The organism is Micromonospora sp. NPDC049374 (genome assembly GCF_040677165.1).
GTDB lineage: Bacteria > Actinomycetota > Actinomycetes > Mycobacteriales > Micromonosporaceae > Micromonospora.
Genome location: NZ_JBFAQH010000014.1, coordinates 40,371 through 67,067 on the forward strand (window position 1 = coordinate 40,371; position 26,697 = coordinate 67,067).

The 26,697-nt window shown below is 71.2% G+C and carries 24 protein-coding genes; 6 read left to right on the forward strand and 18 right to left on the reverse strand.

Annotated elements, in window-relative coordinates; genetic code table 11:
* Positions 1-30: 30 nt before the first annotated feature.
* Positions 31-1,014 carry a sigma-70 family RNA polymerase sigma factor gene (locus tag AB0J93_RS22275; RefSeq protein WP_363924241.1) on the reverse strand — a complete coding sequence of 328 codons (984 nt, stop codon included), beginning with the start codon at positions 1,012-1,014 and terminating at the stop codon, positions 31-33.
* Between the two features lie 118 nt (positions 1,015-1,132).
* On the opposite strand from AB0J93_RS22275, the gene AB0J93_RS22280 reads away from it, so the two are divergent.
* Positions 1,133-1,756 carry a maleylpyruvate isomerase family mycothiol-dependent enzyme gene (locus AB0J93_RS22280; RefSeq protein ID WP_363924242.1) on the forward strand — a complete coding sequence of 208 codons (624 nt, stop codon included), beginning with the start codon at positions 1,133-1,135 and terminating at the stop codon, positions 1,754-1,756.
* Between the two features lie 42 nt (positions 1,757-1,798).
* Here AB0J93_RS22280 and AB0J93_RS22285 read toward each other — a convergent pair whose 3' ends face one another.
* The 3 genes from AB0J93_RS22285 to coaD all read right to left on the reverse strand — a co-directional run bounded on the left by AB0J93_RS22285 (position 1,799) and on the right by coaD (position 4,125).
* Positions 1,799-2,395: a GNAT family N-acetyltransferase gene (locus tag AB0J93_RS22285; protein WP_363924243.1), complete on the reverse strand. Its 597-nt coding sequence runs from the start codon at positions 2,393-2,395 to the stop codon at positions 1,799-1,801.
* 140 nt (positions 2,396-2,535) lie between these two features.
* Positions 2,536-3,534: an RNA polymerase subunit sigma-70 gene (locus AB0J93_RS22290; RefSeq protein WP_363924244.1), complete on the reverse strand. Its 999-nt coding sequence runs from the start codon at positions 3,532-3,534 to the stop codon at positions 2,536-2,538.
* Positions 3,535-3,621: 87 nt separating this feature from the next.
* Complete coding sequence (gene coaD / locus AB0J93_RS22295) at positions 3,622-4,125, reverse strand: pantetheine-phosphate adenylyltransferase (RefSeq protein ID WP_363924245.1); 504 nt, start codon at positions 4,123-4,125, stop codon at positions 3,622-3,624.
* 119 nt (positions 4,126-4,244) lie between these two features.
* Here coaD and AB0J93_RS22300 point away from each other — a divergent pair, with 119 nt between their 5' ends.
* A complete protein-coding gene (locus tag AB0J93_RS22300; RefSeq protein ID WP_363924246.1) occupies positions 4,245-4,799 on the forward strand; it encodes a hypothetical protein in 555 nt (184 codons plus the stop codon).
* Positions 4,800-4,844: 45 nt separating this feature from the next.
* Here AB0J93_RS22300 and AB0J93_RS22305 read toward each other — a convergent pair whose 3' ends face one another.
* Positions 4,845-5,474 (reverse strand): GNAT family N-acetyltransferase, encoded by a 630-nt coding sequence (locus AB0J93_RS22305; RefSeq protein WP_363924247.1) that lies wholly within the window; start codon positions 5,472-5,474, stop codon positions 4,845-4,847.
* 21 nt (positions 5,475-5,495) lie between these two features.
* Complete coding sequence (locus AB0J93_RS22310; RefSeq protein ID WP_363924248.1) at positions 5,496-7,103, reverse strand: DHA2 family efflux MFS transporter permease subunit; 1,608 nt, start codon at positions 7,101-7,103, stop codon at positions 5,496-5,498.
* A gap of 196 nt (positions 7,104-7,299) precedes the next feature.
* Between AB0J93_RS22310 and AB0J93_RS22315 the strand changes: the two genes are divergently transcribed.
* Positions 7,300-7,881, forward strand: coding sequence for an XRE family transcriptional regulator (locus tag AB0J93_RS22315; RefSeq protein ID WP_363924249.1), 582 nt, complete (start codon positions 7,300-7,302; stop codon positions 7,879-7,881).
* 135 nt (positions 7,882-8,016) lie between these two features.
* Positions 8,017-8,913, forward strand: a complete 897-nt coding sequence (locus tag AB0J93_RS22320; protein ID WP_363924250.1) for a methyltransferase — start codon at positions 8,017-8,019, stop codon at positions 8,911-8,913.
* Positions 8,914-9,061: 148 nt separating this feature from the next.
* Here the strand turns inward: AB0J93_RS22320 and AB0J93_RS22325 are convergent, their stop codons facing one another.
* Entirely contained in the window at positions 9,062-9,208 is a 147-nt protein-coding gene (locus tag AB0J93_RS22325; RefSeq protein ID WP_363924251.1) for a hypothetical protein, read from the reverse strand.
* 283 nt (positions 9,209-9,491) lie between these two features.
* Between AB0J93_RS22325 and AB0J93_RS22330 the strand changes: the two genes are divergently transcribed.
* Positions 9,492-10,730 (forward strand): serine hydrolase domain-containing protein, encoded by a 1,239-nt coding sequence (locus AB0J93_RS22330; RefSeq protein ID WP_363924384.1) that lies wholly within the window; start codon positions 9,492-9,494, stop codon positions 10,728-10,730.
* A 189-nt stretch (positions 10,731-10,919) separates the two neighbouring features.
* A complete protein-coding gene (locus AB0J93_RS22335) occupies positions 10,920-12,116 on the forward strand; it encodes an FAD-dependent oxidoreductase (protein WP_363924252.1) in 1,197 nt (398 codons plus the stop codon).
* 33 nt (positions 12,117-12,149) lie between these two features.
* On the opposite strand, the gene AB0J93_RS22340 is transcribed toward AB0J93_RS22335, so the two are convergent.
* The 11 genes from AB0J93_RS22340 to adhE all read right to left on the reverse strand — a co-directional run bounded on the left by AB0J93_RS22340 (position 12,150) and on the right by adhE (position 26,678).
* A complete protein-coding gene (locus tag AB0J93_RS22340) occupies positions 12,150-12,710 on the reverse strand; it encodes a GNAT family N-acetyltransferase (protein ID WP_363924254.1) in 561 nt (186 codons plus the stop codon).
* An 11-nt stretch (positions 12,711-12,721) separates the two neighbouring features.
* Positions 12,722-15,109 carry an ATP-binding cassette domain-containing protein gene (locus tag AB0J93_RS22345; protein ID WP_363924255.1) on the reverse strand — a complete coding sequence of 796 codons (2,388 nt, stop codon included), beginning with the start codon at positions 15,107-15,109 and terminating at the stop codon, positions 12,722-12,724.
* Positions 15,106-16,050: an ABC transporter permease gene (locus tag AB0J93_RS22350; RefSeq protein WP_363924256.1), complete on the reverse strand. Its 945-nt coding sequence runs from the start codon at positions 16,048-16,050 to the stop codon at positions 15,106-15,108. Before AB0J93_RS22350 ends, AB0J93_RS22345 begins: the two co-directional genes overlap by 4 nt.
* Positions 16,047-17,612 (reverse strand): ABC transporter substrate-binding protein, encoded by a 1,566-nt coding sequence (locus tag AB0J93_RS22355; protein ID WP_363924257.1) that lies wholly within the window; start codon positions 17,610-17,612, stop codon positions 16,047-16,049. Before AB0J93_RS22355 ends, AB0J93_RS22350 begins: the two co-directional genes overlap by 4 nt.
* A 29-nt stretch (positions 17,613-17,641) precedes the next feature.
* Entirely contained in the window at positions 17,642-18,445 is an 804-nt protein-coding gene (locus tag AB0J93_RS22360; protein WP_363924258.1) for a class I SAM-dependent methyltransferase, read from the reverse strand.
* Positions 18,442-19,692 (reverse strand): MFS transporter, encoded by a 1,251-nt coding sequence (locus tag AB0J93_RS22365; RefSeq protein ID WP_363924259.1) that lies wholly within the window; start codon positions 19,690-19,692, stop codon positions 18,442-18,444. The genes AB0J93_RS22360 and AB0J93_RS22365 overlap by 4 nt, the downstream gene beginning before the upstream one ends.
* Entirely contained in the window at positions 19,689-20,711 is a 1,023-nt protein-coding gene (locus tag AB0J93_RS22370; protein WP_363924260.1) for a dipeptide epimerase, read from the reverse strand. The genes AB0J93_RS22365 and AB0J93_RS22370 overlap by 4 nt, the downstream gene beginning before the upstream one ends.
* Positions 20,708-21,784 carry a PLP-dependent cysteine synthase family protein gene (locus tag AB0J93_RS22375; protein WP_363924261.1) on the reverse strand — a complete coding sequence of 359 codons (1,077 nt, stop codon included), beginning with the start codon at positions 21,782-21,784 and terminating at the stop codon, positions 20,708-20,710. Before AB0J93_RS22375 ends, AB0J93_RS22370 begins: the two co-directional genes overlap by 4 nt.
* Positions 21,778-22,623: a DUF364 domain-containing protein gene (locus AB0J93_RS22380; protein WP_363924262.1), complete on the reverse strand. Its 846-nt coding sequence runs from the start codon at positions 22,621-22,623 to the stop codon at positions 21,778-21,780. Before AB0J93_RS22380 ends, AB0J93_RS22375 begins: the two co-directional genes overlap by 7 nt.
* Positions 22,620-23,894: an ATP-grasp domain-containing protein gene (locus AB0J93_RS22385; protein WP_363924263.1), complete on the reverse strand. Its 1,275-nt coding sequence runs from the start codon at positions 23,892-23,894 to the stop codon at positions 22,620-22,622. Before AB0J93_RS22385 ends, AB0J93_RS22380 begins: the two co-directional genes overlap by 4 nt.
* A gap of 123 nt (positions 23,895-24,017) precedes the next feature.
* Complete coding sequence (adhE, locus tag AB0J93_RS22390; protein WP_363924264.1) at positions 24,018-26,678, reverse strand: bifunctional acetaldehyde-CoA/alcohol dehydrogenase; 2,661 nt, start codon at positions 26,676-26,678, stop codon at positions 24,018-24,020.
* Positions 26,679-26,697 lie beyond the last annotated feature (19 nt).

The following is a 26,697-nucleotide window of genomic DNA, read 5'->3' on the forward strand; positions in this document are numbered from 1 at the left end:
CGGCCGTCCGCCGATCGAGGGTCCCCGGCGTCACCACCCAGCCGGTTGCCCGGGCTGCGGGAGCCCGAACAGCGGCACCAGCCGATCGGCGTCGAGGTACGTGACGATGTTGGTGACCAGGTCGTCAACGACATCGAGCAGTACGAGGGCGAACGGCCGGTGGTCTCCGGCCGGGTCGGGGCGCGTCTGCCAGAACGCCGGTGATCCGTTCGCCTGCACCGGCCACAGCCGGGCCCCCGCGCAGGACGCCTGCGGGTCCAGCAAGGCCAGGCGGATCTCGTCCCGGCCGCGGAGCCACCACGCGAAGGGCGGCATCGACATGGTGGCGTCCTGGTGCAGCAGCGACACCAGCGTGTGAATGTCATGGCGTTCGAACGCGGTGCAGTAGCTGTCGAGCAGGTCCCGGTGGGCCGGGTCGGCCGGTCGCCACGGATCGCTGGGCGCGGGGTTGTTCGCCCGCAGCGTCGCCCGCGCCCGTTGCAGCGAGCTGTTCACCGCGGCCACCGTGGTCTCAAGTAGCTGCGCCACCTCCCCTGCCGGCCAGCACAACACGTCCCGCAGGATCAGGACGGCGCGCTGCCGGGGCGGCAGGTGTTGGAGCACGGCGACGAACGCCAGCCGGATGGTCTCGCGTTGAACGGCCAGTTCCTCCGGGCTGTCGGTCGCCGGTAGGGCACGGCCGTCCGGCATCGGATGAATCCACCGCTGGTCCGCCACCGGCGGGCCGAGGACGGCGCCGGCGTGGGCAGCCGGGCCCAGGTCCATGGCCAGAACCCGGCGCTGCGCGCTGCGGAGCATGTCCAGGCAGACGTTCGTCGCGATGCGGTACAGCCACGTGCGCAGCGATGCTCTTCGCTGGTCGTAACGGTCGTAGGACCGCCACGCCCGTACCAGCGTCTCCTGCGCCGCGTCCTCGGCCTCGAAACCGGAGCCGAGCATCCGGTAGCAGTAGCCGGTGAGCTCCGCCCGGAACCGCTCCAGCTCGGCACCCTCGTCGGTCGACGTCTCGAACATCCCCCCGACCCTACGCATCGGGGACGACAACGGCGGACCGATGAATTCGCCGCGTCCCCTCCGTATGTCATGCAGCACGTCCCTGGTGAAGACGGACAGCGACGATGAAGGGCTGACAGTGACTGAAGAAGACATCCGGGCGGCGGTGACCGCGGAACGGAGCGAACAGGCGGACCTGCTCGCCACCCTGCGACCGGACCAGTGGGACGCACCGACCCTGTGCGCCGGCTGGCGGGTCCGCGAGGTCGTTGCCCACACCACGATGCCGTTCCGGACCTCGCTCGGCCGGACGCTCGTGGAGTTGGCCAAGGCAGGCGGCCGATTCAACCGGATGGCCGACCGGTGCGCACGGCGCGACGCGGCTCGCATGACCAGTGCGCAACTCCTGGCGGCGCTCCGTGACAACGTCGCGCATCCCTGGAAACCGCCGGGTGGTGGTGCGCTCGGAGCCCTGTCCCACGACGTCATCCACGGGCTCGACATCACCGTCGGCCTCGGGTTGGGCCGGCGAATTCCGCCCGACCGCATGGCCATGGTCCTCGCCGGGCTGGCGCCCAGGAACGTCGCGTTCTTCGGCACGGACCTCACCGGGGTGACGCTGCGGGCAACCGACCTGGACTGGTCTCACGGCAGCGGGACGCCGGTGCGCGGGCTGGCCCAGGATCTCCTGCTCGTGATCTGCGGACGCCGCCTCCCACCAGGCCATCTGGAAGGCGAGGCCGCCAGCCGTTTCACGCGGTGACCAGCCGGCCGGGCCGAGCGTCGGCAGCTCGGCCCGGCCGGGTCACCGACTGCGCACTGGTCGAGGTACGCCCGCCCCGCCGGATCTCGTCCCCTGGTGCCACGTCTCGGCGAGCAGGGCGTACGTGTAGCCGTCCACCCAGCCCAGCTCGGCGTGCCAGGAGTCGCCGACACCGTGCTGCTCGCGACGCATGCCGATCTTCTCGAGGATCCGCACGGAGGCCAGGTTGTCCGCGAAGCAGCCAGCGGTGATCCGTCGCACGCCCAGCCGGTCGAACGCGTACGCCACCATCGCGCTGACCGCCTCGGTCGCGTAACCCTGGCCGCCGTACGCCGGGTCGAAGATGTAGCCGAGCTCGGCCTCGGTCCGCGTCGGCATACCGGGTTGCCCCATGCCGTCGACCACGTCGAGCGAAACGGTCCCGATCACCACGCCGTCGCGGACCACCGCCCTGCTGTGGTCGTCGGGGTCCTTTGCCGCGCGCTGCCACGCCGCCCGGAAGGAGGCAGGGTCGACCTCGGTGCGCAGCAGCCAGCGGGTGACCTCCGGCCGGTTGCGGTATTCCAGGATGCGGTCGATGTCCTCGTCACGCACGGGACGGAGCTCAAGACGTTCGGTGTGTAGGTTCGCGCTGGCCACGAGTGGCACGTTAGCGACGTGCACCACCGCGACACCTCCGAATTATCGACCTCGCCGGCGTCGCACCGGTCGGGCCACCCGGGTGGAGCAGGGTGCATGGGATGGATACACACCCCTGCCGTGGACTGCCCTCACCGGGGCTACGCGGTGCCGTCGGCCGGCAGGCGGTCCGGTAGCCCGAGCCGCGGGAACTGGTCGTCGTGGAACGTGACGATCTCGGTGATCGCTCCGCCGGTGACCCGCAGCACGTCGATCGTCAGCGGCAGGTACGCGCCCTCCCGCTTCCGCCAGTGGTAGAAGGCGACGGCGGGCTGCCGGTTCACGCAGGTCTGAACGGCACGCAGGCCGGTCATGCCGACGAAGCCGCTGCCGACCCAGTCGCTCACCACCGCGTCACGGCCCACGTGCAGGCCCGGAGTGGGCGGCATCGAGCAGCGGACGTCGTCGCGCAGCAGCCCGGCGAGCCGGTCGATGTCCGTGGCCACGCTGGCGTCGGTGTAGCGGCGCACCAGCTCCCGGGTTCCGGCGTCCTCCCCACCGCCGGTCCAGTCCTGCCGCTCGGCGGGCAGGTGCTCCCGCATGCCCGCGCGGGCCCGCTGCAACGCGCTGTTGACGGAGTTGACCGAGTCGCCGAGCAGCTCCGCGACGTGCTTCGCCGGCCAGCCGAGGACGTCCCGAAGGATCAGCACAGCCCGCGGGCGCGGCGCCAGGTGCTGGACCGCGACGAGGTAGGCCAGCTCGATCGTCTCCCGCGCGACAGCGACCACCTCCGGCTCGTCCGCGACGCCCGCGGCCAGCTCGTCGAGCAGCCGGTCCGGGTAGGGCTGCAACCACCGCACCTCGCCGCCGGTCGCCGGCTCCGGACGGCACTTGGCGAGCAGGTCCAGGCAGGCGTTGGTGGCGATCCGGTACAGCCAGGCCCGGAACGACGACCGCCCCGCAAAGGTCTCCCGCCGCCGCCAGGCCCGCAGGAACGTCTCCTGCACGGTGTCCTCCGCATCCTCGAACGATCCGAGCATCCGGTAACAATGCACGTGCAGCTCCCGGCGGTGCCGCTGCGCCAGCCCCGAGAACGCCGATTCGTCGATCTCATCCAGACCGCCCACACCCAGCTCCTTCGGCCGCGCGTCCACACCCATCGCGTCATCCTTCCGTCTCGCCGTGTTCCGTCGTAGGTATGACCGATGAGGGCGCGAGAACTCATCACCAGGGCCGGTCGGCGCGGGTCAGCCTCCCAGCGTGCGTACCGCCGTCGACGACAGCCTGGTCAGCTCGGGCCGCGCGGGCAGAAACACCGTGGGGACACCAAGCGACTGGTTCATCGCGGCGAGTCGGTACTCGGCCTGGAGGTCGGTGGTGTTGCGTACGCCTCGGACGATCACTGCCACCTGATGGCCACGACAGTAGTCGGAGGTCAAACCGCTCCAGGCCACCACCGTGACGGAGGTCCACTCGACCGGCAGGACAGCCCGGACAGCGGCGGCTCGCTCCTCCTCGTCGACGCCCGGATGCTTGTCGCTGTTGACGGCGACCAGCACGACCACTTCGTCGAAGAGGTCACGTGCGCGGCGTACCACATTCAGATGCCCGGCAGTGAAGGGATCGAAGCTGCCGGGGTAGACGGCGCGTACGGGACCGGCGGTGTATGCCCTCGTCCCTGGCCCTGCCGATGGTGCGGGTGTCACGACCGCGACCGAGGGAACCGGAGCCGCATTCCTGTCGGTGCTCATGGCCCGACTGTAGGCTGCCCGATCCGCTGGTCCCCATGGGCGGGACGGGCTTGACGCGCCTACGTCCGTGAAGCATGGTCGATTGACCGTCTCGAATGCCTTTACCACGGGGAGAACTGATGAAGGCCCTCGTCACCACCGCCCTCGCTGCCGCTCTGCTCCTCCTGAGCACGGGCAGCGCGCCCGCCGTCCAGCCGGCAGCCGACCCGGCCTGCACCGGGCAGATCCACCCCAACCCGGGATTCGAGCGTGGCACCACCGGCTGGGAGGCCGGCCCCCGCATCGTCGTGCTCGGCGACACGATCCGGCCCGCGCGCACCGGCCGCGCGTACGCCACCTTCGCCGGGTTGGACGTGAGCCGTTCCGACCTGCTGCGCACCACCGTCGCGGTGCCGGCCAACTGTGACCTGACAATCCGCTTCTGGGTCCGCACCACCACCACCGAAACCAGCCGCAGCGATTACCTGAACGTCGGGCTGGTGGCCACCGGCATCCCCCCGAAGACCCGGTTCTCCCTGGCCTTCGACGGAGGAGCAGAGTGGCGGCAGTACAGCATGTCGACCGGGACCGCGCCGACCGAGCGCACCGCGACGGTCAGCTTCCTCGCCAGCGAGTCGGCCGGCAACGGCGTCACGACCTTCGACGTCGACAACGTGACCTTCAGGTTGAGCTGACCAGCGAGGGCGTCCTCCCCGACCCGCGCCGCCGGCTCGGTGCCCCTATGTGTCGAGCAGGAGCGCTTCGGCTCCCACCGGTCGGAAGCCGGCCGCCTGGAAAGCGCGTACGCTGCGTGCGTTGCCGGCGGCCTGCTGCGCCCAGACGGGCTGGCCGTCGGGCACCAGATGCCGGGCGGCGGTCGCCAGTGCCCGCCCGAGGCCCCGGCTCCGATGCCCTTCGTCGACCTCGATCGCCGTTTCCCAGCGACCTGCCACACCACGGCCGAGGATGACGATTCCGCCGTCGGCCGCCCAGACGAGCAGGTCGTCACGACGCCTACCTGCCCTCGTCCGACGTGGATGATCCGCGTTCACCACTTCTGTCAGCTCCAGTGGCGGCTCACCGGCGAGCGGGCCCGCCACTGTCAAGAGGTCGATCGTGTCCATGGAGCGCCGGGTGCGGTCGAGCAGCGCGCGCAGAAAGGCCGGATTCATCGCGACCGCCAGGGGGTCGCAGTCGAGGGAGGCCAGGATCCGGCGTACCCACACCGGGTCCTCGTCGGTGAAGACCACGGAGTGGGCGGTGAAGGCGACCACTCCGGCGTCGCGACTGCTTGGCTGTGGCACCACGGTGATGCCGCCGTCCGGTGCCGGGAACTGCCCCTGAGCTGCCGCATCCAGGATGTCGGCCAACTCGGTGCCGCTGTCGGATGGTCACCGCGCGACGGTCCCGGTGGCTTCGGTCACCTCGGCCGGTAGGGCGGGGCGGCGCTGAGGACCGCTGGCCAAGATGACGAGGAACATGCCAGCCATGACGACGGCGCCAACCACCATTGCCTGCCGCCACCCGTCCACGAAGGCCTGCTGCGCGGCGTGGATCACCTGCGGACTGTGGGAGCTCGACTCCCCGGCTGCCTCCAGAGCGTTGGCGATGCCTTCACGAGCGGTACTGGCGGTGTCTGCGGGAATGCCGTGCAGCTTGTCGCCGATCGAACTGCGGTAGCCGGCCGACAGTAGCGCGCCGAGCATGGCGACTCCGAGCGCGGTGCCGAACTCACGGGTGATGTCGTTGAGTGCGGAGGCGACACCCTGCTTCGCAACGGGCAGGGAACTGGTGATCGCCTCGGTGGAGGGAGCCATCGAGAAGCCCATGCCAACGCCCATGGCGAGCATGCCGGGCAGGACGGAGAGGTAGCCGCCGTCCACGGAGACGACCAGGGCCATCAGTGTCAGACCGACTCCACCGAGCGCGACACCGAGGGCCACGGTGGATCGGGAGCCGATGCGGGCGGCCAACCGGGGGGCCAGAGCGGACGTCATCATCATCAGTACCGCCATGGGCATCATCGCGAGGGTCGACAGCAGTCCCGACCAGCCGAGCACGGCCTGGAAGAACGGAAAGAGGACCACGGCGATGCCTGCCTGGACGCCGAAGACGACCAGGAGCGTGAGCGAACCGCCAGCCAGGCCCCGCTCGCGGAACAGGCGGACGTCCAGCAGCGAGGCGTCGCGACGCCGCAATTCCCAGGTCACGAACGCGATCAGTGCGGCGAGGCCGACGAGGAGACTGATCACCGTGACGGGGTCGCCCCAGCCGCGTTCCGGTGCCTCGTGCAGCACGTAGATGAGCCCGACCACGGCCACGCTGGAGGTGAGCGCGCCGACGAGGTCGAAGGAGTGGCCGGAGTACTCGCGGGAGTTGGGCACCGACCTCACCGCCATGGCCAGGGCCACGATGATCAGGGCCACCGGCAGGACGAACAGCCAGCGCCAGGAGGCCACGTCGACGAGCAGGGCGGAGAGAAACATGCCGAGGATGCCGCCGCCACCGGCGATGCCCGTCCACACACCGATCGCCTTGCCGCGTTCGTGTTCGGGGAACGTGGAGGTGATCACCGCCAGGGTGATCGGCATGATCATCGCAGCGCTGACACCACTGAGCACACGCGCCGCGAGCATGATCTCGGCGTTCGGGGCGAGGCCCGCCGCGACGCTCGCGGCACCGAATATGACCAGCCCGACGATCAGCATGGGCTTGCGGCCCAACCGGTCGCCCAAGGCGCCGAGCGGGAGTAGCAGCGCGGCCAGGGTGAGGGTGTAGGTGTTGATGATCCACAGGACGGTGGTCTGTCCGGCGCCGAAGTCGACTGCGAGATGGGTCTGGGCCACGTTCAGGCCCGAGACGGAGGCGATGACGGCCATCAAGGCGACGGAGACCGCGATCAGGATCATGCGGAGCTGACTGACACTTGGCGCGCTTCCGCTGACCACAGCGCCGCCCCGCGCCGCGGTGGTCGGCGGTGCCGGCTGGTACGTACTCATGGATTCCTCTCAACAAGGACGTGCGGTATCGGTCGGCGGACCGGGGGCGGGCTCCGGAGCGGGTCCAGGCCCTGCCGAGCGCGGCGTAGGGTGCGCCGTACGAAGGTCAGCCGACCGTGCTGCCGTTGCCGCGGCGAGGCCGCATGGCATGCAGGACGCTAACCACGTACTGCATTGGAGGCATATAATCTTGCTTATGACGCAAGATGATGGCGACCTGGACAGCCTCGTACGCAAACGGATCCGCGCTCTGCGGGTCGCACAGGGCTGGTCCCTGGAAGAACTGGCCACCCGGGCCCGGCTCAGTCAGTCCTCGCTCAGCCGCATCGAGAACGGCCAGCGCCGCCTCGCCCTGGACCAGCTCGTCACGCTCGCACGCGCCCTCGACACCACCCTGGACCAGCTCGTGGAGACCGCCTCCGACGACATCGTCACCAGTCCGATGATCGATGCCGCCCGCGGGTCGATGCGCTGGCCCATCAAGGCCGACCCGGGCATGTCCGTCGTCCGCCAGCGGATGACGGAACCGCCACCGGACAATCCGGCCCGCATGCGCGCCCACCCTGGGCGTGAATGGCTCGTGGTCCTCTCCGGCACGGCGGTCCTGATGCTCGGCCACCGTCGCTTCCGTCTCGAGACCAACCAGGCGGCCGAGTTCCCCACCATGCTGCCGCACGCCATCGGTGCCGACGGCCGCCCGTGCGAGATCCTGGGCATCTTCGACCGCGACGCCCGCCGTGGGCACCAGCAGCACGAGAGCGAGAACCTGCGACGGTGACGCGACGTTCGGTGCACCATCGCAGCCGCAGCGCGCGACGATCGTTCTTGCGTGTCAGGCAGCCCTGTCACCCATCGTCTTGCGTAATCCGAAAGCGATCGCGCCGCGTCCGCATGATCGTCTTAACGTCGCGGTATGACCCACGCAGCCCACCATGAACGCCACGATGCCGGACCGGCGGAGATCCTCGACTTGGAGGCCGACGTCCTCGCGGCGCACCTCACCGAGATCACGGCCTGGCTACCACTCGACACTGCCCCGCGCCAGATCGTGGATCTGGGTAGCGGCACCGGAGCCGGAACCTTTGCACTTCTCGACCGTTTCCCCGAGGCGCATGTGACCGCGGTCGACTCCTCGGCCGGGCACCTTCAGCGTCTGCGGGACAAGGCGTACGGCCGAGGTCAGACGAAGCGGGTGCGGACCGTTCAGGTGGACCTCGACGAGCCCGACTGGCCCGCGCTCGGCATCCCGGACCTGGTGTGGGCCTCCGCTTCGATGCACCACCTAGCCCGCCCCGAACAGGTCCTGCGCGCGGTCCACGACCTGTTGCCCGAGGGCGGACTGTTCGCCGTCGTGGAACTGTCCGCCTTCCCGCGATTCCTCCCCGAGAACGCCCCGGATGACCGGCCCGGTCTGGAGGAGCGCTGTCACGCCGCCGGCGACCGCGTCCACGCCGAGCACCTCCCCCACCGGGGCGCCGACTGGGGGCCGATGCTCACCGCCGCCGGATTCACCGTCGAAGGTGAGCGCCGACTGACCGTGCACATCAAGGGCTCAGACGACCAACAGGTCGGCGTCTACGCCCAGGCCAGCCTCCAGCGCATCCGCCACGGCGTCGCCGACGCCCTCGCCCCCGAGGACCTCGCCGCACTCGACCGGCTGCTGGACACCGACAGCCAGCACAGCATCCTGCGCCGCAGTGATCTCGCCGTTCGGACCGAGCGCACCGTCTGGGCCGCACGCCGACCGATACCGTCGAGTCGCTCCGCAACCACGCCACCCGCCGGTTCACCGCAGCCAACGAACCCCTGAGCACGCCGACTCCGTCACCGTCAGCGAGGGCATCTTGACCACCCCGCCCGCGGCGTGAACCAGGGGCGGCGACAACCGTAGGAGCCCTGCCAGCGCGAAGGCGAACGGTGGCGGGGCTCCTCCTCAGACGAACACGGTGAGTTCGTACCTACCCGGTGATCACCGGCCAGGCGTAGGCCAGCAGGGCGCACGCCGCGCCAAGCAGCGCGAGCGAGACACCTCGGGTGCGGAGGGGCAACGCGGCGAGCACGAGCAGGATGACCGCGACGACATAGAGGAACGCCTGCACCGACATGGAAGTCTCCTTCGGGGGTTGACTGACGGGCGGATCGCTCCCTACCCCCGTCGTCCCGGCCGCCAAACCTCTGCCTGCCTGGGATGACGACGGCAGGACGCAGCGCCCCGACCGTTGCCGCTCGGCCCGGGGAGTCGGTACACGACAGCCCGGCGGTGCGTCGATCGGTTGACTGCCGTTCGTTCCGCAGCGGGAGCCGGATCTCCCGCCTGAGCAGGATGCGGCCAGGGGCGGGCCCGGCGAACATGTCACTATGTCACGTACATTTCGGACACTGAAGATCGTGGCGTCCAGCGTCGCGCTGGTGACCACGATCGCCGTCGTACCCGCCTCCGCCACAGCGCAGCCGAGCCCGTCCGCCCGACCGGCCGCCGGCGGACCGGATCGCGCCGAGTTGCGCACCGCACTCGCCGCGGTGCCCGCAGCCGGCGTCCCAGGGGTGCTGGTCGCCGTGCGCGACGGCCGGCACGACTGGCGTAACGCCGCAGGCCAGGCGTTCCTGACCAGACCTCGACCGATGCAGCCACAGATGCGACACCGGATCGGCAGCGTCACCAAGACGTTCGTCGCCACCACCGTGCTCCAGCTCGTCGACGAGGGCCGGCTGAGCCTCGACGACCCGATCGGGCGGTGGCTGCCCGACGTCGTGCCGGGTGACCTCGGCACCCAGGTCACCGTCCGGATGCTGCTCAACCACACCAGCGGCATCGGCAACTACACCAACGCGATGATCGACTCGTACGCGGCGATCAACCGGATGCAGGTCGACACGTACGCTCCGGCGGACCTCGTGGCCACGGGCCTGGCCATGCCGCCGACCAACGCCCCCGGTGCCCAGTTCAACTACTCGAACACCAACTACATCCTGGCCGGCCTGCTGATCGAAAAAATCACCGGCAAGGATGCGGCGGCCGAGGTGCAGCGGCGCATCCTGCGGCCGCTGAGGCTCACCGGGACATCGTTTCCCGGCACCGACCCGCGGATCCGTGGCCCGCACAGTGGCGCCTACTTCGCCCCGCTCGGCGTACGCGACCTCAGCGAGTTCAACATGAGCTGGGCGTGGACGGCAGGCGAGATGATCGCCACCACGGCAGACCTGAACACCTTCTTCCGGGCGCTGCTCGGCGGTGACCTGATCAGCCCGGCCAGCCTCGATGAGATGCTCACCGGGGTACCGATCCTGCCCGAGCAGCCCGAAGCCGGCGGCTACGGGCTCGGCATCTACTCGCTGCCCACGCCGTGCGGCGAGTTCTGGGGCCATGACGGCGCGGTCCTCGGTCACCTGACGTTCTCCCTGCACAGCCGGGACGGCGCTCGCCAGGTGTCGTCCGGGATCAACATCAGCCACTACCAGCTCGGCCTACCCGACCTGCACCCGATCGACGTCGCCTGGAACACGTTGCTGCGAACCGCGATATGCCCGACCGACGAGGCGGGCAGCCGTGCGGCAGCGGCCGTTCCGCCGTTGCCCAGCGTGACCCGGATGCCGGGCAACGACGACGCGACGGTGGCGGTGCCCTGACGCGAGTCTGCTCCTTGGTGATCCCCTGACGGCCTGTTGATCCCGTCAGGGGATCACGCCGTTGCAGCGACGCCGCGGACCAGTCAGGACGACAGCGGCAGCGGGACCTGACGTGACGTGAGCCACGACTGTCACACGCCGGGTGCTGTCGGTGTCTTGGGGTCGAACCGTCCGCGAAGGGAGTCAGACATGGCAGGCAACACCAGGGTGGTAGTGGTCGGCGGCGGATTCGCCGGCGTGATGGCGGCCAATCGCCTGTTGCAGCGCGACGACGTCACCGTGACCGTGGTGAATCCGCGGCCGGACTTCGTCATCCGGCTCCGGCTGCACCACGTGGTCGCCGGTGTCCACGAGGCGGTCGTGCCCTACCGGCAGGTGCTGGCCGAGAAGGTGCGGCTGGTCCAGGACACCGTCACGGCAATCGACGCGGCGCAGCGCAGCGTGACGCTGCGGGGCAGCGGCACACTCGGCTACGACTACCTCGTCTACGCGGCGGGCAGCGCGAGCGCCGAACCACGCGTTCCCGGCGCGGCCGAGTTCGCCTACCCGATGGCCACCCTTGAGGCAGCAAAGCGGCTGCGCTCGATCCTCGACGACCGGCCGGCGGCGACCCCGGTGACGGTCGTCGGCGCCGGGCCGACCGGCATCGAAACCGCCGCCGAGCTGGCCGAGCGGGGACACCGGGTCAGTCTGGTCTGCGGGGACACGCTCGGCGCGTACCTGCACCCACGGGCCCGACGCGCCGCCACCAGGTCGCTCACCAGGATCGGCGTGGCCGTCCTGGCCGGTCCCGGCACCACCGTCACCGAGGTCATGCGGGACGCGGTGCGGCTCGGTGACGGTCGTACGCTGCCGAGCGCGATCACCATCTGGACCGCGGGCTTCGGGGTGCCGGATCTGGCCACGCGCAGCGGCTTGCGGACCGACGCCATCGGGCGCCTGATCACCGACGAGACGCTGACCAGCGCCGACGACGAACGCATCGTCGCGGCCGGGGACTCGGCGGCGCCGTCCGGCGTGCCGTACCGGATGAGCGCGTACACGGCGAGTTGCCTCGGCGCGCACGCCGCGGACACGGTGCTGCGGCGCATCGCGGGCACCGCCCCCGAGCCGGCGAGCGTCTTCTTCGGCGCCATGTGTGTCGGCCTGGGCACCCATGCCGGCATCTACCAACTTGCCGGCCGGGACGACACCGCGAACAGGATGTTCGTCGGTGGCCGCTTCGGCGCGGGACTCAAGGCTCTGACCTACCGGTTCGCCGTTGGTCACCTCACCAAAGAGGCCCGCAAGCCCGGATCGCACCGGTGGCTCGGCAACAACAAGCGTCGGCAACTGCTCCAGGCGGAGGCGGCCCCGGCACGGGCTGCCGCTGACCACTCGGCGTAGCGCCACGTGGTCTGCCCGGTCGCACGATGGCGGCTAACGGGGGCGGCCGGGCAGCGCGATCTCGAAGTGGACGGTCTGATAGGTGTCGTCGCGGCCGTCACGCGGGTCGTGGATCGGCGTGGCCACGCTCCGCCAGAACGGTTCGGCACCGTCGACGCGCGGATCCGTGTGCAGGTAGAGCGCCTGGTAGCGGGGTTGCCGGGCGACGAAGTCGACGGCGAGGCCGACGAGTGCCCGGGCGAGGCCACTGCGTCGGTGTTCGGGCCGGACGTAGACCCGGAACAGCTGCGCGGTGGTCTCGTCCGGGTAGCGCTGGGCGAGGAAGCGCGGGTGGGGTGGGCACGTGGGCCCGCCGGCCCGCACCGCAGTGGTGCCGACGACCTCGTCGCCCTTGGTCGCGACGAACAGGGCGTGGTGCTCGGGCGTGAGGTAGGTGCCGCCGAGGTCGATGACGTCCCGGTGCCAGTCGGGCCGGTAGCCGTAGCCGAAGTCGCGGTAGAAGGTGTCGAGCATGACGCTGCGCGCCCCGTCGAGGTGCCGTAGGTCGGCCGTCTGGACGTCGTACGGGCCGACGTGGGATCGGTGCTGCTGCATGGTTCCTCCGGTCATGGGTTCGACGGCGCCGCGGCGGTCGCCGGGTCGATGTACAGAAGCGCGCGGGTCAGCGGGTGGTGTGCGTGGTCGAGCAGGGCGTCGGCCGGGCCGCTGTCGACGACGGTTCCGTCGTCGAGAACGACGATGTGGTCGGCGAGGTGAGCCACGACGTCGCGGTCGTGGCTGATCATGACCACGGTCAGTCCGAGGGTGCGTCGCAGCTCGTCGAGGAGCGTGAGGATGCCGTGCCGGGTGACGCTGTCGAGCCCGGCGGTCGTCTCGTCGCAGAGCAGGACGCGCGGCTCGCTGGCGAGAGCACGGGCGAGCGCCGCGCGGTGCAGTTCGCCGCCGGAGAGCCGGTCGGGACGTTGGATCACGGTGTGTTCGGCGAGGCCCACCCGTTCGAGCAGGTGCAGGGCAATGTGACGGGCCTGGTCCGGTGTGGCGTCCCGCAGGCGTCGCGCGGGCCCGGCGATCTGGTCGAGCACCGGCCGGTAGGGGTCGAAGCTGGCGCGGGCGTCCTGGAACACGTACTGGATGGCGCCGAGTTCGGCTGGTTGGCGTCGGTCGAGGTACGCGGCGAGGCGGTGCTCGGCGAGGATCACCTGGCCGGTACGGGCGGGGTGCAGGCCGGCGATACAGCGGGCCAGGGTCGTTTTGCCGCTTCCGGACCGGCCGACCACCGCCAGGCACCGTCCGGCGGGGACGGCCAGGCTGACGTCGCGGAGCACGTCGCGGTGTCGACCGCCGTCGCGGTGGGCGGCGCTCAGGCCGGTGACCCGCAGCAGCGGCCGGTCCTCGCCGACCACCGCCGCTGGCCCGGCCGGTGGCGTGGCGAGCAGTTGCCGGGTGTGCCGGTGCCGTGGCAGGGCGAGCACTTCGGCGGCCGGGCCGGTTTCGACGGCAGCGCCCCGGTGCAGCACGAGGATCTGGTCGGCGACGGCTCGTACCAGGTGCAGGTCGTGGCTGAGCAGGATGACGGCGATGCCGTCACGGGCGAGTGTCGTCAGTTCCCGGGCGACGTCCCTGCGGGTCAGCGCGTCCTGGCCGGTGGTGGGTTCGTCGGCGATGAGCAGGACGGCGTGGGCCAGCAGGGCGTGGGCGATGACGAGACGTTGTTGCTGACCGCCGGAGAGCTGGTGCGGGAAGCGGCGCAGGAACCGGCGGTCGGTCGGCAGGCTGACGCGTTCGAGGGTGGCCGTCACCGTGCGTCGGCGGACGCTGCGGCTGTCGCCGGGTGCCTGGTGCCGGGCGATCTCGTGGAGCACGGCACCGATGCGGCGTACGGGATTGAGGGCGGCACCGGGTTGCTGGGGTACGTAGCCGACAGTGCCGGGCGTGGGCGGGCTGGTGGTCGTGACGGGCCGGCCGGCCAGGGTGATGGCGCCGGTGAGGGTGACGCCGGGGGCGGCCTCGCCGAGCAGGGCCCGGGCGGTGGTGGTCTTGCCGCTGCCGGATCCGCCGATGACGGCGAGGATCTCGCCGGCTCGCAGGGTGAAGGAGACGCCGTCGACCAACGTCCGGTCGACGGTCGTGGCCGCCAGCTCCCGCACCTGGAGAAGGGAGTTGTCCACGCGCGGACGGCTACCGGTCGTGGCTGGTACGGACGGTGGTGCGCTGGGGATGGCGGGGGTGACCAGCATCCGGTCGGTGACCAGGTTGAAACCGACGGCCAGGCAGATGATCAGCGCGGCCGGCACGGCGACGGCCCAGGGTTGCAGGAACAGACCGGTGCGATTGCGGTCCACCATGACGGCCCAGTCCGCGGCGTCGGGTGCCACGCCGATGCCCAGGAAGCTGGCGGTGGCCACCAGGTAGATGGCGCCGATGAACCGGACGCCGGCGTCGGCCAGCAGGATCCGGCGGATGCCGGTGCCGACGTAGCCGGGGCCGCGCCGCCACCAGGTCTCGCGGTACAGGCGCATCGCCTCCATGGCCGGTCCGTGGGCCAGCGGCAGTGCGGCGGCGCGGGTGATCCGGGCGATCTCCGGCAACCCGATCAGCGCGACGATCCCGACGAGGGTGAGGGGCCCGGGCGGCGCGGTGGCGGCCAGCAGGATCAGCAGCAACAGCGACGGCACGGCAAGCGTCAGGTCGAGGGGGCGCATGAGCAACTCGTCGACCCACCGGCGGCGGGTGGACGCGGCCAGCAGGCCGACCGGCACGCCGACGAGGTACGCCAGCAGCGTCGCGCAGACGGCGACCCCGACGACGGACCGGCCGCCGAGCAGGACCTGCTGCCACACGTCACGGCCGACGAAGTCGGTGCCCAGCACACCGTCGCCGGAGAACGGGAACGTCCGGTCGCCCGGCTCGCCGGCCAGCGGTGGGCCGAACACGGCCAGCGCGAGCGGCACCGCGAGCAGCACCGCCCCGGTCAGGGTGCGCAGCCGCCTCATCGCACGGCCCCGATCCGGGGTGCGAGGCGGAACGCCACCAGGTCGGCGGCCAGGTTCACCACTACGGTGGTCACGGCCACGAGGACGCACAGCGCCTGCACGCTGGGGATGTCGCGGGTGGACACGGCGTCGACGAGGGCGGTGCCGAGGCCGGGGATGACGAACACCGCCTCGACGACGATGACGCCGCCGAGCAGCCAGTCGGTGGTGCGGGCGAGTTGCTGCACCACCGGCGCCAACGCGCCGGGCAGGGCGTGGCGCAACCAGAGGCGGCTGCCGGTGATGCCGAGTCGTCGGGCGTGGCGCACGTGCTCGCCGCGCAGGGCGTCGAGCATACCGGCGCGGGTGAGTCGGCTGATGGTGCAGATCGGTCGGGCGAGCAGCACGAGCAGCGGCAGCACGAGCACGGACGGCCGGGCGAGCAGGTCGGCGCCGAACGCGGTGGGCGGTAGCCAGCCGAGTTGGACCCCGAAGACGGCGATGAGCAGGATCGCCAGGGCGAACTCGGGCACCGCGTACAGCGCGACCGACACCGCGGACACGACCCGGTCCAGTCGCCCGCCTTCCCGGCGGGCCGCCAGCATGCCCAGCGCGATGGCGAGCGGTACCAACGCGAGGAGGGTCACCGCCGCCAACAGCAGCGTGGCGCCCGCGCTGTCGGCGAGGCGCTCGACGATGGGCCGCTGCGAGATCAGCGAGACGCCGAGGTCGCCGCGGATCAGGTCGGTCAGCCAGTCGAGGTAGCGCTGCCAGGCCGGTCGGTCGAGGTCCAGGTGTGCCCGGATCGCGGCGATGCGGGCCGGGTCGGGATGGTCGCCGGCGATCACCACGGCGGCGTCACCGGGCAGCGCCTCGGTGAGCACGAACACGATGGTGGTGATCCCGGCGACCTGCCCGAGGCCGAGCAGCAACCGCCCGGCGGCGTAGCGGGGCAGACTCACCCCAGCCAGACCTTGTCGAAGCGGGCCCAGTCGAGGGTGTTGGCCGGGGCGTCGGCGGACACCCCACCGACGCCGGGCGCGGTGGCGACGAGGAAGTCCGCGAAGCCCCAGATCAGGAATCCGCCCTCGGCGTGCAGGCTGCGCTGCATGTCGCCGTACGCCTGCCGGCGGGTTGCTTCGTCGGCGCTGGAGATGGCCTTGGCGTAGAGGGCGTCGAACTCGGGGCGGGCCCATCGGGTGGCGTTGGTGGTGGAGTTGGTCAGCAGCCGCTGTGAGATGTGCGTTTCGATGGGCATGGCACCGGAGCGGTACGAGGCCAGCACTCCGGAGTTCAGGATGTCCTTCCAGTAGGTGTCCTTGTTGCCCATCGCGGTTTCGATGACGAGCCCGGCCTGCTTGGCCTGTTCGGCGAAGACGCTGGCGGCCTCGACGAAACCGCTGGCCACCGCCGCGGTGTCAAGGGTGATGCGCAACCCCTTGGCGCCGGCCTTGTCGATGAGGAACCGCGCCCGGTCGAGGTCGCGGGTGCGCTGGGCGATGTCGTCGGCGTAGTACTGGTAGCCCTTGCCGAACAGGTCGTTGCCGACCTGCCCGGAACCGGCGAGGACGGTGTCGACCAGTTGTTGGCGGTCGGTGAGCAGGAACATGGCCTCACGCAGGTCGCGGTTGTCGAACGGCGGCCGGTCGACCTTCATGGCGAACGACTGCATAGTGCTGTTCGGCATCCGGGTGACGGTCATCCGGCCGCTGCCGGCGTGGGTACGCGCGGTGGTGGGGGTGACGTCGTGCGCGTACTCCACCTGGCCGGCGAGCAGGGCGTTGACCCGGGCCGACTCCTCATTGCTGATCAGGTACTCCAGCTCGTCAAGATGCGCGGCGCCCTCCCAGTAGCCGTCGTACCGCTTGAGCAGCAGCGACCGGCCGGGCTGCCAGGAGTCGAAGGTGAACGGCCCGGAACCGACGGGCCGCTCGAAGCTGTCGGTGCCCTCGGGGACGATGTACGCGCCGAACGCGGCCAGGGCGTTGGGGAACTCGGCGAACGGTCGCTTGAGGGCCAACTCCAGGGTGCGGTCGTCGACGGCACGGCTGTTGGGCAGGTCGATCAGGTCGAGGCTGGCCTTGGCGCGGAACGCCTTCTCCGGGTCGAGGATCCTGGCGTAGCTGTAGAGCACGTCGGCGGAGCGCACCGGCCTGCCGTCGTGGAACGTGGCCTGGCGCAGAGTGATCCGCCAGCGGGTGAGGTCGCCGCTGGGCTCCCAGCGTTCGGCGAGGCGGGGCCGGATGGAGACGTCCGGGCCGTAGTCGGCGAGCTTGTCGAACATCGCCTTGGCGCGCGACGCCTCGTTGAACAGGTTCGCCAGGTGCGGGTCCAGCGTCTCGTTGACCCCGCCGCCGGCGAACGCCGCCCGCAGCCGACCGCCGCGCCGGGGCTGCCCGGCCGAGGTGCTGGCCGCGTCGTTACCCGGCCCGCAGCCGGTCAGCAGGGCGGCGGAGACGGCGGCGGCACCGCCGAGCAGGCCGCGGCGAGACAGTCTCGGCACGGTGACGGGCGGGTGAATCATGATGGGTCCTTTCGGTACGGAGGTGAGAGTCACGCCGCGTCGTCGCGGCGGCGGGCGACCAGGTGCAGGCGGTCGCCGGACATGACGGTCGACAGCGCGGCCGCCGGATGCCAGGGCGGGTCGGTCCGCGGCCCGGGGGCGTCGAACAGGGCCACGACGTCGAACCCGGCGGTGTCGAGCAGGTACCGCAGTTCGGCGGGGAACAGCAGCCGCCATGCCGAGGTCTGCACCAACGGTCGCGGGCAGGCCGGCCAGGTCCAGACGCGTTCGCGGCGCAGCAGTTGCTCGCGGTGGTCGATCCACAGCCGCGTCGCGGCGGTGTACGTGACGTCGCGCCAGGTCACGCTGCGGGTCCGGGTGCCGTCGAGGAGTTCGGTGTTGCCGAGGAAGAACGCGCCGTTGCGCATCTCCGCCAGCAGCAGCCCACCGGGGCGCAGGTGCCGGTGACAGCGCCGCAGGAACGCGGTCAGGTCGGCGTTGTGGTGGCAGTACAGCAGTGCGCTGTCCAGGCAGGTGACGACGTCGAAGTGGTCGGTCAGGGCAAAGGTGCGCATGTCGGCGCGCACGAAGCGGACGCCGGGATGGCGGCGCTGGGCGTAGGTCAGCATCGGCACCGACGTGTCCAGCCCGGTGGCGGTGTAGCCGAGGGTGGCGAGGTGCCCGGCGTCGCGGCCGGTACCGCAACCGACGTCGAGCAGCCGGGGCGCGGCGACGGTGCGGTCGGCGAACCGGCGTACGAGGTCGTCGACGAACCGGGCGGCAACGTGGTCCGGGTCGGGAAACTGCTGTTCGTACAGCTCCGGGTGGTCGGTGAGGAGATTCTCCCCGCTCATGACACGCCCGCCGACGCCGCCGCCGGTGCTGCCGGTGCCGGCATGAGCAGGCCGCCACGGCGCAGCAGCCACACCGCACCCGCCGATGCCAGCCCGACGCCGGCGGTGAGCAGCCACGCCGCTGCGGGCACGCCGGCGTCTCCGGAGGTGCCCACCGCCGCGCCGACGGCGGCGGTGCAGCCGGCGGCGAGAATCCCGGACACCAGGTAGAACAGGCCGAAGTAGGTGCCCGTCAGCCCAGGCCCGGCGAAGGCGGGGATCAGCTCCAGCACGAACGGCTGGGTGATCATCACCCCGAGGGTGAGCAGGACGGCAGCGGCCAGCACGGGCAGCAGCCGCAGCACCGGTGGTGCCGACTCCACCCGCAGCAGCGGCAGCAGGAAACCGGCTCCCATGACGGCCATACCCACGGTGATGCTCGTGCCGCGGCTGACGCGGCGATGCAGCCAGCCGGTCAGGGGCAGTTGCAGGGTGAGCGTGACGACGGTGGAGACGACGAACAGCACCGCGACCGCCACGGGCTGCCCGGTGACGTGTTCCGCCTGCACCGGCAGGATCAGGTACAGCTGGGTCTGCAACGCGAACATGCCGGCCAGCGCCACGCTGAAGGCCAGGAACCGGCGGTCGGCGATGCCGGTGCGCCAGTCCTGCCAGACGGTGGCCGCGCTGGACGTCACCGGTTGGGCGGGCAGCCAGATGGCCTGCGCCACGGTGAGCGCGGCGAACACCGCCGCGGCGGTCAACGCGGCGACCCGGAAGTCGACAAGCAGCAGTGCGGCGCCGAGCAGTGGGCCGAGCAGCGCGCCGGCACTGGCGAACACGTTGAACAACGCGAACGCCTCGGCGCGCCGGTCGGCGGCGGCCTGCGCCACGTAGGTGCGCACGGCCGGGTTGAACAGCGCCCCGGCCAGCCCGGACAGGATCGACGCGGCCAGCAGCAGCGGCAATGACGTGCTGAGGGCGAACAGTCCGAAGCCGACGGTGCGCAGGGCGCAACCGGTGATGATGACGCTGCGGGCACCGAGCCGGTCGGCGGCCGAGCCACCCAGCAGGAACAACCCCTGCTGACTGAGGTTCCGTACACCGAGCACGATGCCGATCACGGCGGCGGACAGGCCGACGTCGTCGGCCAGGTAGCCGGCGAGGTAGGGCAGCAGCAGGTAGAAGCCGACGTTGACGCCGAGCTGGTTGACCACCAGCAGTCGGATCGGCAGCGGGAAACTGCGCAGGGTGGCCCACGTGGTCATCGGGCCGCCCGCACGCCGAGACCGGGTTCGTCGGTCAGCCGCAGGACACCGTCGTGGCCGCCGATGCCGGTCCACGGATCGTCGGCGAGCAGCAGGTGCCCGTCCAGGTCGATCCAGCGGGCGTCGCCGGTGAGGTGCACCGCTGGTGCGATGCCCAGCGAGCTGGCCACCAGGCAACCCAGCATGAGATCCATGCCGTACGCGCGGGCCGTGGCGGCGATCTGCTGTGCGGCGTGGATGCCGCCACACTTCGCGAGCTTGATGTTGATGCCGGCGACCGTGCCCGCCAGGGCGTCGAGGTGCGCCAGCGTGGCGGCGTCCTCGTCGGCGATGACCGGCACGTCGGTACGCGCGCTGATCCAGGCGAGTAGCTGCGGTGTTCCGGGCGCGATGGGTTGTTCGACGGCGTCGATGCGGTGCGGGCGCATCGTGTCGAGCAGCCGCACGGTCTGCTCGGCTGTCCAGGCGCCGTTGGGGTCGAGGACGAGCCGGGCCTGCGGCATGGCGGCGCGTACGGCGGCGATGCGGGCCGGGTCGGCGGGGTCGCCGCACTTGACCTTGACGAGCTGGAAGCCGCGCCGCGCCAGCGCCCGGGCGGTGGTGGCAGCGTCCTCCGGAGCGACCATGCCGATGGTGTGGGCCGTGGGTGCCGGGGAGAGGTCCGGCCGGCCGAGCCACTGATGCACCGGCATCCCGGCGCGCCGGCCCACCAGATCGTGGACGGCGGCGTCCAGCGCCGCCAGCACCCCGGCGGGCAGGTCGGCGGCGAGCGCGGGCAGGTCCGCAAGCAGCGATTCGGGTGCACCGTAGCCGTGCGTCCGGTCGGTGAGCCCGGCGAGCAGATCGAGGATGGTGGGCAGGTCGAGGCCGTAGTAGACGCTCGTGACGACCTCGCCGTGGCCGGTGACGCCGTCGTGGGACAGGTCGACCTGGACGGCGTCGCGGCCCGGCATCGTCGCGCGGGAGATCCGCAGTGGCTCGCGTAGCCGCAGCGGGTAGGTGCGCCAGCCGAGCCTCATGCCGGCACCGCCAGGCGGCGCAGCGGGTCGAGGACGGTCCGGCAGCGACTCCACCGGGTGACCTCGACGGCGTTCGGGTACGGGATCTCGATCGGGTGGCCCGGTGCGGGGGCGAACAGCCCGTGGGTGGCGCAGAACGCGTCGTCGTAGATCGAGTCGAGGTAGCGGTGCGGACCGTCCGGGAAGATCGTCACCACCCGAGCGCCGGGCTGCATGCGGCTGATCCACGCGGCGACCCGGGCGACCGCGCCGGTGCTCCAACCGCCGGTGACGAAGGCCGAGCGCGCCAGGCGGCGGCAGCTGTCCACCGCCTCCACCGGGCCGATCCAGTGCACCTCGTCGAAGGCGGTGTAGTCGACGTTGCGGGGAAAGATGCTGCTGCCCAGCCCGCGCATGAGCCGTGGCCGCGCGGGTTGGCCGAAGATCGTCGAGCCGACGGTGTCGACACCGACGAGCCGCATCCGGGGCCAGTGCCGCCGCAACGCCCGGGCCAGACCGGCGCTGTGCCCGCCGGTGCCCACGCTGCACACCAGCACGTCGACGGCCTCGACCTGCCCGGTGAGCTCGGCGGCGAGGGTCCGGTAGCCGGCGGCGTTGTCCGGGTTGTGGTACTGGTCGGGCCAGTAGGCGTCCGGCGTGCCTGCCAGGATCTCGTGCAGTCGGTCCAGGCGGGCCTGCTGCCACCCGCCGACCGGGTGCGGCCGCTCGACCACCTCGACCACCGCCCCGTAGGCGGTCAGCAGCGCCCGCATCGGTCGTTCGATGTCGCGGTCCACCACGACGATGACCGGGTGGCCCAGGGCCTGTCCGGCGAACGCCAGCCCGATGCCGAGGGTGCCGCTTGTGGACTCCACCACGGTGGCTCCCGGCCGGAGGTCACCGCGCTGCCGGGCGGCCTGCAGCATGGCCACGGCGGCGCGTGCTTTCATGCCGCCCGGGTTCAGATACTCCACCTTGGCGTGGAAGCCACCGTGCGGGTGCGGCAGCGGGGTGTCGACGAACGCCACCGGGGAGCGCCCCAGCAGGTCCAGCAGGTGCGGTGCGCACGTTCTCGGCGCGGCGTCGGTCAGCATGGCGACCCGGCGGCGCGGTAGCGGTAGACCGTCGTCGGTCCGCCGTCGAGCCAGAAGAACGGGTACGGTTCGGCGGACACGGCGCTGAGCCCGGCGCCGAGGAAGCACGGCAGGACGGCGCTGCCGGTCTGCGCGAAGGCCACCATCGGTTTGCCGGTGGTGCGGGCGTGCCGCAGCAGCGGCTCGAAGGTGCCGTTGCCGAGGGTCATGCCGGACACCAGCAGGGCGTCGCAGCGTTCCAGCAGGGCGGCGGCGTCCGGCAGGCACGGCTCGTCCCACTCGGTGCTGCCGCCGGCCAGATCGCAGGGCAGATAGCCGATGCCGCGGCGGCGTAGCTGGCCGAGCAGGGAGTTGACCACGCCGACGACCAGGACCTGCTGTCCCGGGGCCACCGGTATCAGGTCCACCACCGCGGCGGCTCTGGCGGTCGACTTGGCCAGCGAGGTGCCGGCGGGGATGGTGACCGTGTCGTCGGCGACGTGTGTGTGCGGGCGGGCGGCGGCGAGGTAGGCGTCCAGAGCCGCGACGCGGACCGCCGGCACCGGGTGGGTGAGCAGTTCCGCCACACTGCGGCCCACGCAGTCGTACGCGACGTCGTCGGTCAGCTCGTCCGGCTCCGTCGCGCAGGAACCGACGGTGGCGCCCACCCGCAGACTCAGCACGTGGTTGCGGTAGCTGCGGCCGCGTCCAGCGTGCCGGGCACCTTGCCGGGTGGTGAACGCGACGCTGATCTGCTCGGTGGCCGGATCGGGACCGAATCGGGCGGTGCTGACGGCTTCGATCAGGTCCGTCACCGACCTGAACGGCTCACCGGTCTCCACCGGCGTCGGTGTCGTCACGCCAGCGCTCCGGCCAGGTCGTCGGCGTATCGGACGCTCAGGCCGGCGACCAGTTCCTCGGCCCGGGTGCGGGCGCCGGGGCCGGTGGTGTCCACCGTCATGACGTGGCCGAGGTAGGTGTTGTTGCTCACCGCGTCGCCCGTGCGGTGCCCGGCGGGCTTCACCGCCCAGTCGACGACGTCGGGCGCTGCGGCCAGCGTGGCCGCACCGTCGATCCCGGCGACGGTTCCGGCGCGGGGCGGCAGCAGGAACGAGATGGCCGCGCTGCGCACGCCCGTGTCGGTCACCGCGAGGTCCGGCTGTTCCCCGAGGGCGAGCTGGGTGTACACCATGGGCAGATCCACCCCGGTCGCCCGCCGCACCAGCTCGGTGATCTGGTTGCCCGCCGGGCGTGGGTTGATCTCCACCACCCGCGGTCCGGCGGCCGTCATCCGCAGCTCGGTGTGCGCCACTCCCCGGTCGAACCCGACCGCGGCCAGGGCGGCGACCGCCATGTCGCACACCGCGGTGAATGTCGCGGCGTCGAGCGCGGCGGGGAACATGTGCCCCGTCTCGACGAACCACGGCTCGCCGGCCAGGCTCTTGTCCGTCACGCCGAGCACCGTCGTCGTGCCGTCGACGGTGACGGTCTCGACGCTGACCTCCGGCCCGACCAGCACCTCTTCCAGCAGCACCTGCGGTGACCGCTGTTGGCCACGGGCGTTGACCGGGAACGCGTCGAGGGCGTCGAAGGCCTCGCGCAGTTCGGTCCGGTCGGTCACCAGCCGGACGAACATCCCGGCGCACAGGTCGACCGGCTTGATGACCAGCGGGAAGCCCAGCGTACGCGCGGCGGTCTCGGTACCCGGCCAGTCCTCGGTGACCGCGAACGTCGGACCGGGCAGGCCGGCCGCCTGCATCCGTTGCCGCGCCAGGTCCTTGCGGCAGGCGTACTCGACGGCCTCCGGTCGGGCGCCCGGCAGGCCCAGGTGTGCGGCGAGCCGGGCTGCCGTGCCGAGGTAGTAGTCGCACGAGGTGATGACGCCGTCGAACCGCAGCACCTCGTGCAGCCGCTGGATCTGGGACAGCAGCATGTCCAGGTGGTTGGTGTCGGCGGTGATCACGTTGTCCGCGGCGAGCAGCGGGTGCACCCCGTCGCCGCCGCTCTGGCCCAGGTAGTGGTGCAGGTTCCTGGTCAGGAACGTGAACCGATGCCCCGCTTCCCGGATCGCCCGGGGCAGCAGGGTGCTCATCGCACCGACCCAGCTCTCAATCACCAGCAGATGTCCCACCGCGCACTCCCGATGTTCAGGGGATCCCCGACCACCAGACGATAACGGTTGTCATTTGCGATGGCTAGCCGGGTCCCCCGGTCACCACCGAGGAGACCCGCCCGCTGCGACCGGCGGCGGTGCTCACCTGCCGTGGTACGCGGCCCGCATGAGGTCCTGCATGTCGTCGAGCATGGGCATCCGCGGGTTGGCCGGAGCGCACTGGTCCTCGTAGGCGTTGAGGGCCTGTTGCGGCAGTGCGGCGAGGAAAGCCGCCTCGTCGACGCCCACGGCCTGGAAGGACGGCTCGATGCCGACGGCGTCGCGCAGCCGCTCCACCGCGACGGCGTACGACTCGACCCCCTCCTGCGCGGTGGCCGCCGGCAGGCCCAGCATCCGGGCGATGTCCTGGAACCGCTCCGGCGCCCGGTAGTCCTCGTACTTGGGCCATCCGGTCAGCTTGGCCGGTGTCGTGCCGTTGTAGCGGATGACGTGCGGCATCAGGATCGCGTTGGTGCGTCCGTGCGCCACGTGGAAGGTGGCACCCAGGGTGTGCGACATGGCGTGCACGATGCCCAGGAAGGCGCTGCCGAAGGCCATGCCGGCGATGGTTCCCGCGTTGTGCATCTTCTCCCGGGCCTCGGCGTCGGCCGCGCCGTCGCGCACCGCCCGCTCCAGGTAGGTGAAGATCAGCTTGATGGCCTGCAACGCGAGTCCGTCGGTGAAGTCGTTGGCGTAGACGGAGACGTACGACTCGGTGGCGTGGGTCAGCGCGTCGAAGCCGCTGTCCGCCGTGATGGTGGGCGGCAGGTCGGCGGCGAGCACCGGGTCGACGATGGCCACGCTCGGCGTCAGGGCGTAGTCGGCGAGGGGGAACTTCTTGCCGGTGGCGGTGTCGGTGATGACCGCGAACGGAGTCACCTCGGCGCCCGTGCCGGAGGTGGTGGGGATGCAGACCAGGCGGGCCCGCTCCCCCAGCGTCGGGAACTTGAAGGCCCGTTTGCGGATGTCGAAGAACTTCTCCCGCATGTCGGCGAAGACCACCTCCGGGTGCTCGTAGCGCAGCCACATCACCTTGGCGGCGTCCATCGCCGAGCCGCCGCCCAACGCGACGATCGTGTCGGGCTGGAAGGACCGCATCAGCTCCGCGCCCCGGTCCACCGTGCCGACGCTCGGCTCCGGTTCGACATCGTCGATGATCTGCAACGCCACCCGCTCGGGCCGCTGCTGCAGGACGGTGATCAGCCGGTCGACGTACCCCAGCCGGGTCATGGTGTGGTCGGTGACCACGGTGACCCGGTGCACGTCGGGCAGGTCGGCCAGGTAGCGGATCGCGTTCGCCTCGAAGTAGATCTTCGGCGGGACCTTGAACCACTGCAGGTTGTTGGTCCGGCGGCCGATCCGCTTGACGTTGACCAGGTCGACCGCGGTGACGTTGTTGGACACCGAGTTGCGTCCGTAGCTGCCGCAGCCCAACGTCAACGAGGGCAGGAACGCGTTGTACATGTCGCCGATGCCGCCCTGCGACGCGGGAGCGTTCCAGATGATGCGCACCGCCTTGACCCGCCGCCCGTACTCCTCGACGAGCTGCGCGTCCTCGGTGTGGATGACCGCGCTGTGACCGAGGCCGTTCAGCTCGACCATCTGCTCGGCGTACCGGATGCCGTCCTCGGTGGACTCGGCGCGCAGCACCGCCAGCACGGGGCAGAGCTTCTCCCGGGTGAGCGGTTCGGCCGGGCCGACGTGGTCCACCTCGACCAGGATCACCGACGTGTCGGCCGGCACGGTCAGGCCGGCACGCTCGGCGATCCACGCTGCGCTCTGGCCGACGACCTGCGGGTTGAGCCGCCCACCGGCGCAGTCGGTGCCACCGGCCGCCACGCCGAAGATCAGCTCCTCGATCCGGCGCTTCTCGTCGGGAGTGGCCCGGTGGGCGTGCAGTCGCTGGAACTCGGCCATCGCCGCGGGATACACCTCGGCATCGACGATCACCGCCTGCTCGGAGGCGCAGATCATGCCGTTGTCGAACGACTTCGACAGCACGATGTCATGCACCGCCCGGCGCAGCTTCGCGCCACGATGGACGTACGCCGGCACATTGCCGGCGCCCACGCCGAGCGCCGGCTTCCCGGACGAGTACGCCGCCCGCACCATGCCGTTGCCGCCGGTGGCCAGGATCGTGGACACGCCGGGGTGCTTCATCAGCGCGCCGGTGGCCTCGACGGAGGGCTGCTCGATCCACTGGATGCAGTGCTCGGGTGCGCCCGCGGCGACGGCGGCGTCCCGGACCACCCGGGCCGCCTCGGCGCTGCACCGCTGGGCGGCCGGGTGGAAGGCGAAGATCATCGGGTTGCGGGTCTTCAGGCCGAGCAGCGCCTTGAAGATGGTCGTCGACGTGGGATTGGTGACCGGAGTGACGGCGCAGACCACGCCGACCGGCTCGGCGATCTCGACGATGCCGTTGATCTCGTCACGGGAGATGACCCCGACCGTCTTCAGGCCCGCCATGTGATTGGTGACGTGCTCACACGCAAAGATGTTCTTGACGGCCTTGTCCTCGAAAACGCCACGGCCGGTCTCGGTCACCGCCATCCGCGCCAGATCGGCGTGCCGGCTCAGCGCCGCCACGGAGGCCTTCGCCACGATCCGGTCGACGCGCTCCTGGTCGAAGGCGGCGTAGTCGTCCAGGGCCTTGAGTCCATTGCCGACCAACGTGTCGATGGCCGGCCCGGGCGTGCTGGCCGTCCCGTTTCGCGGCGGCGGGGCCGAGGCGGGCAGGAGGCTCGTCGCGGTCGCGGCGGTCATACCTATCACTCCGATCGTC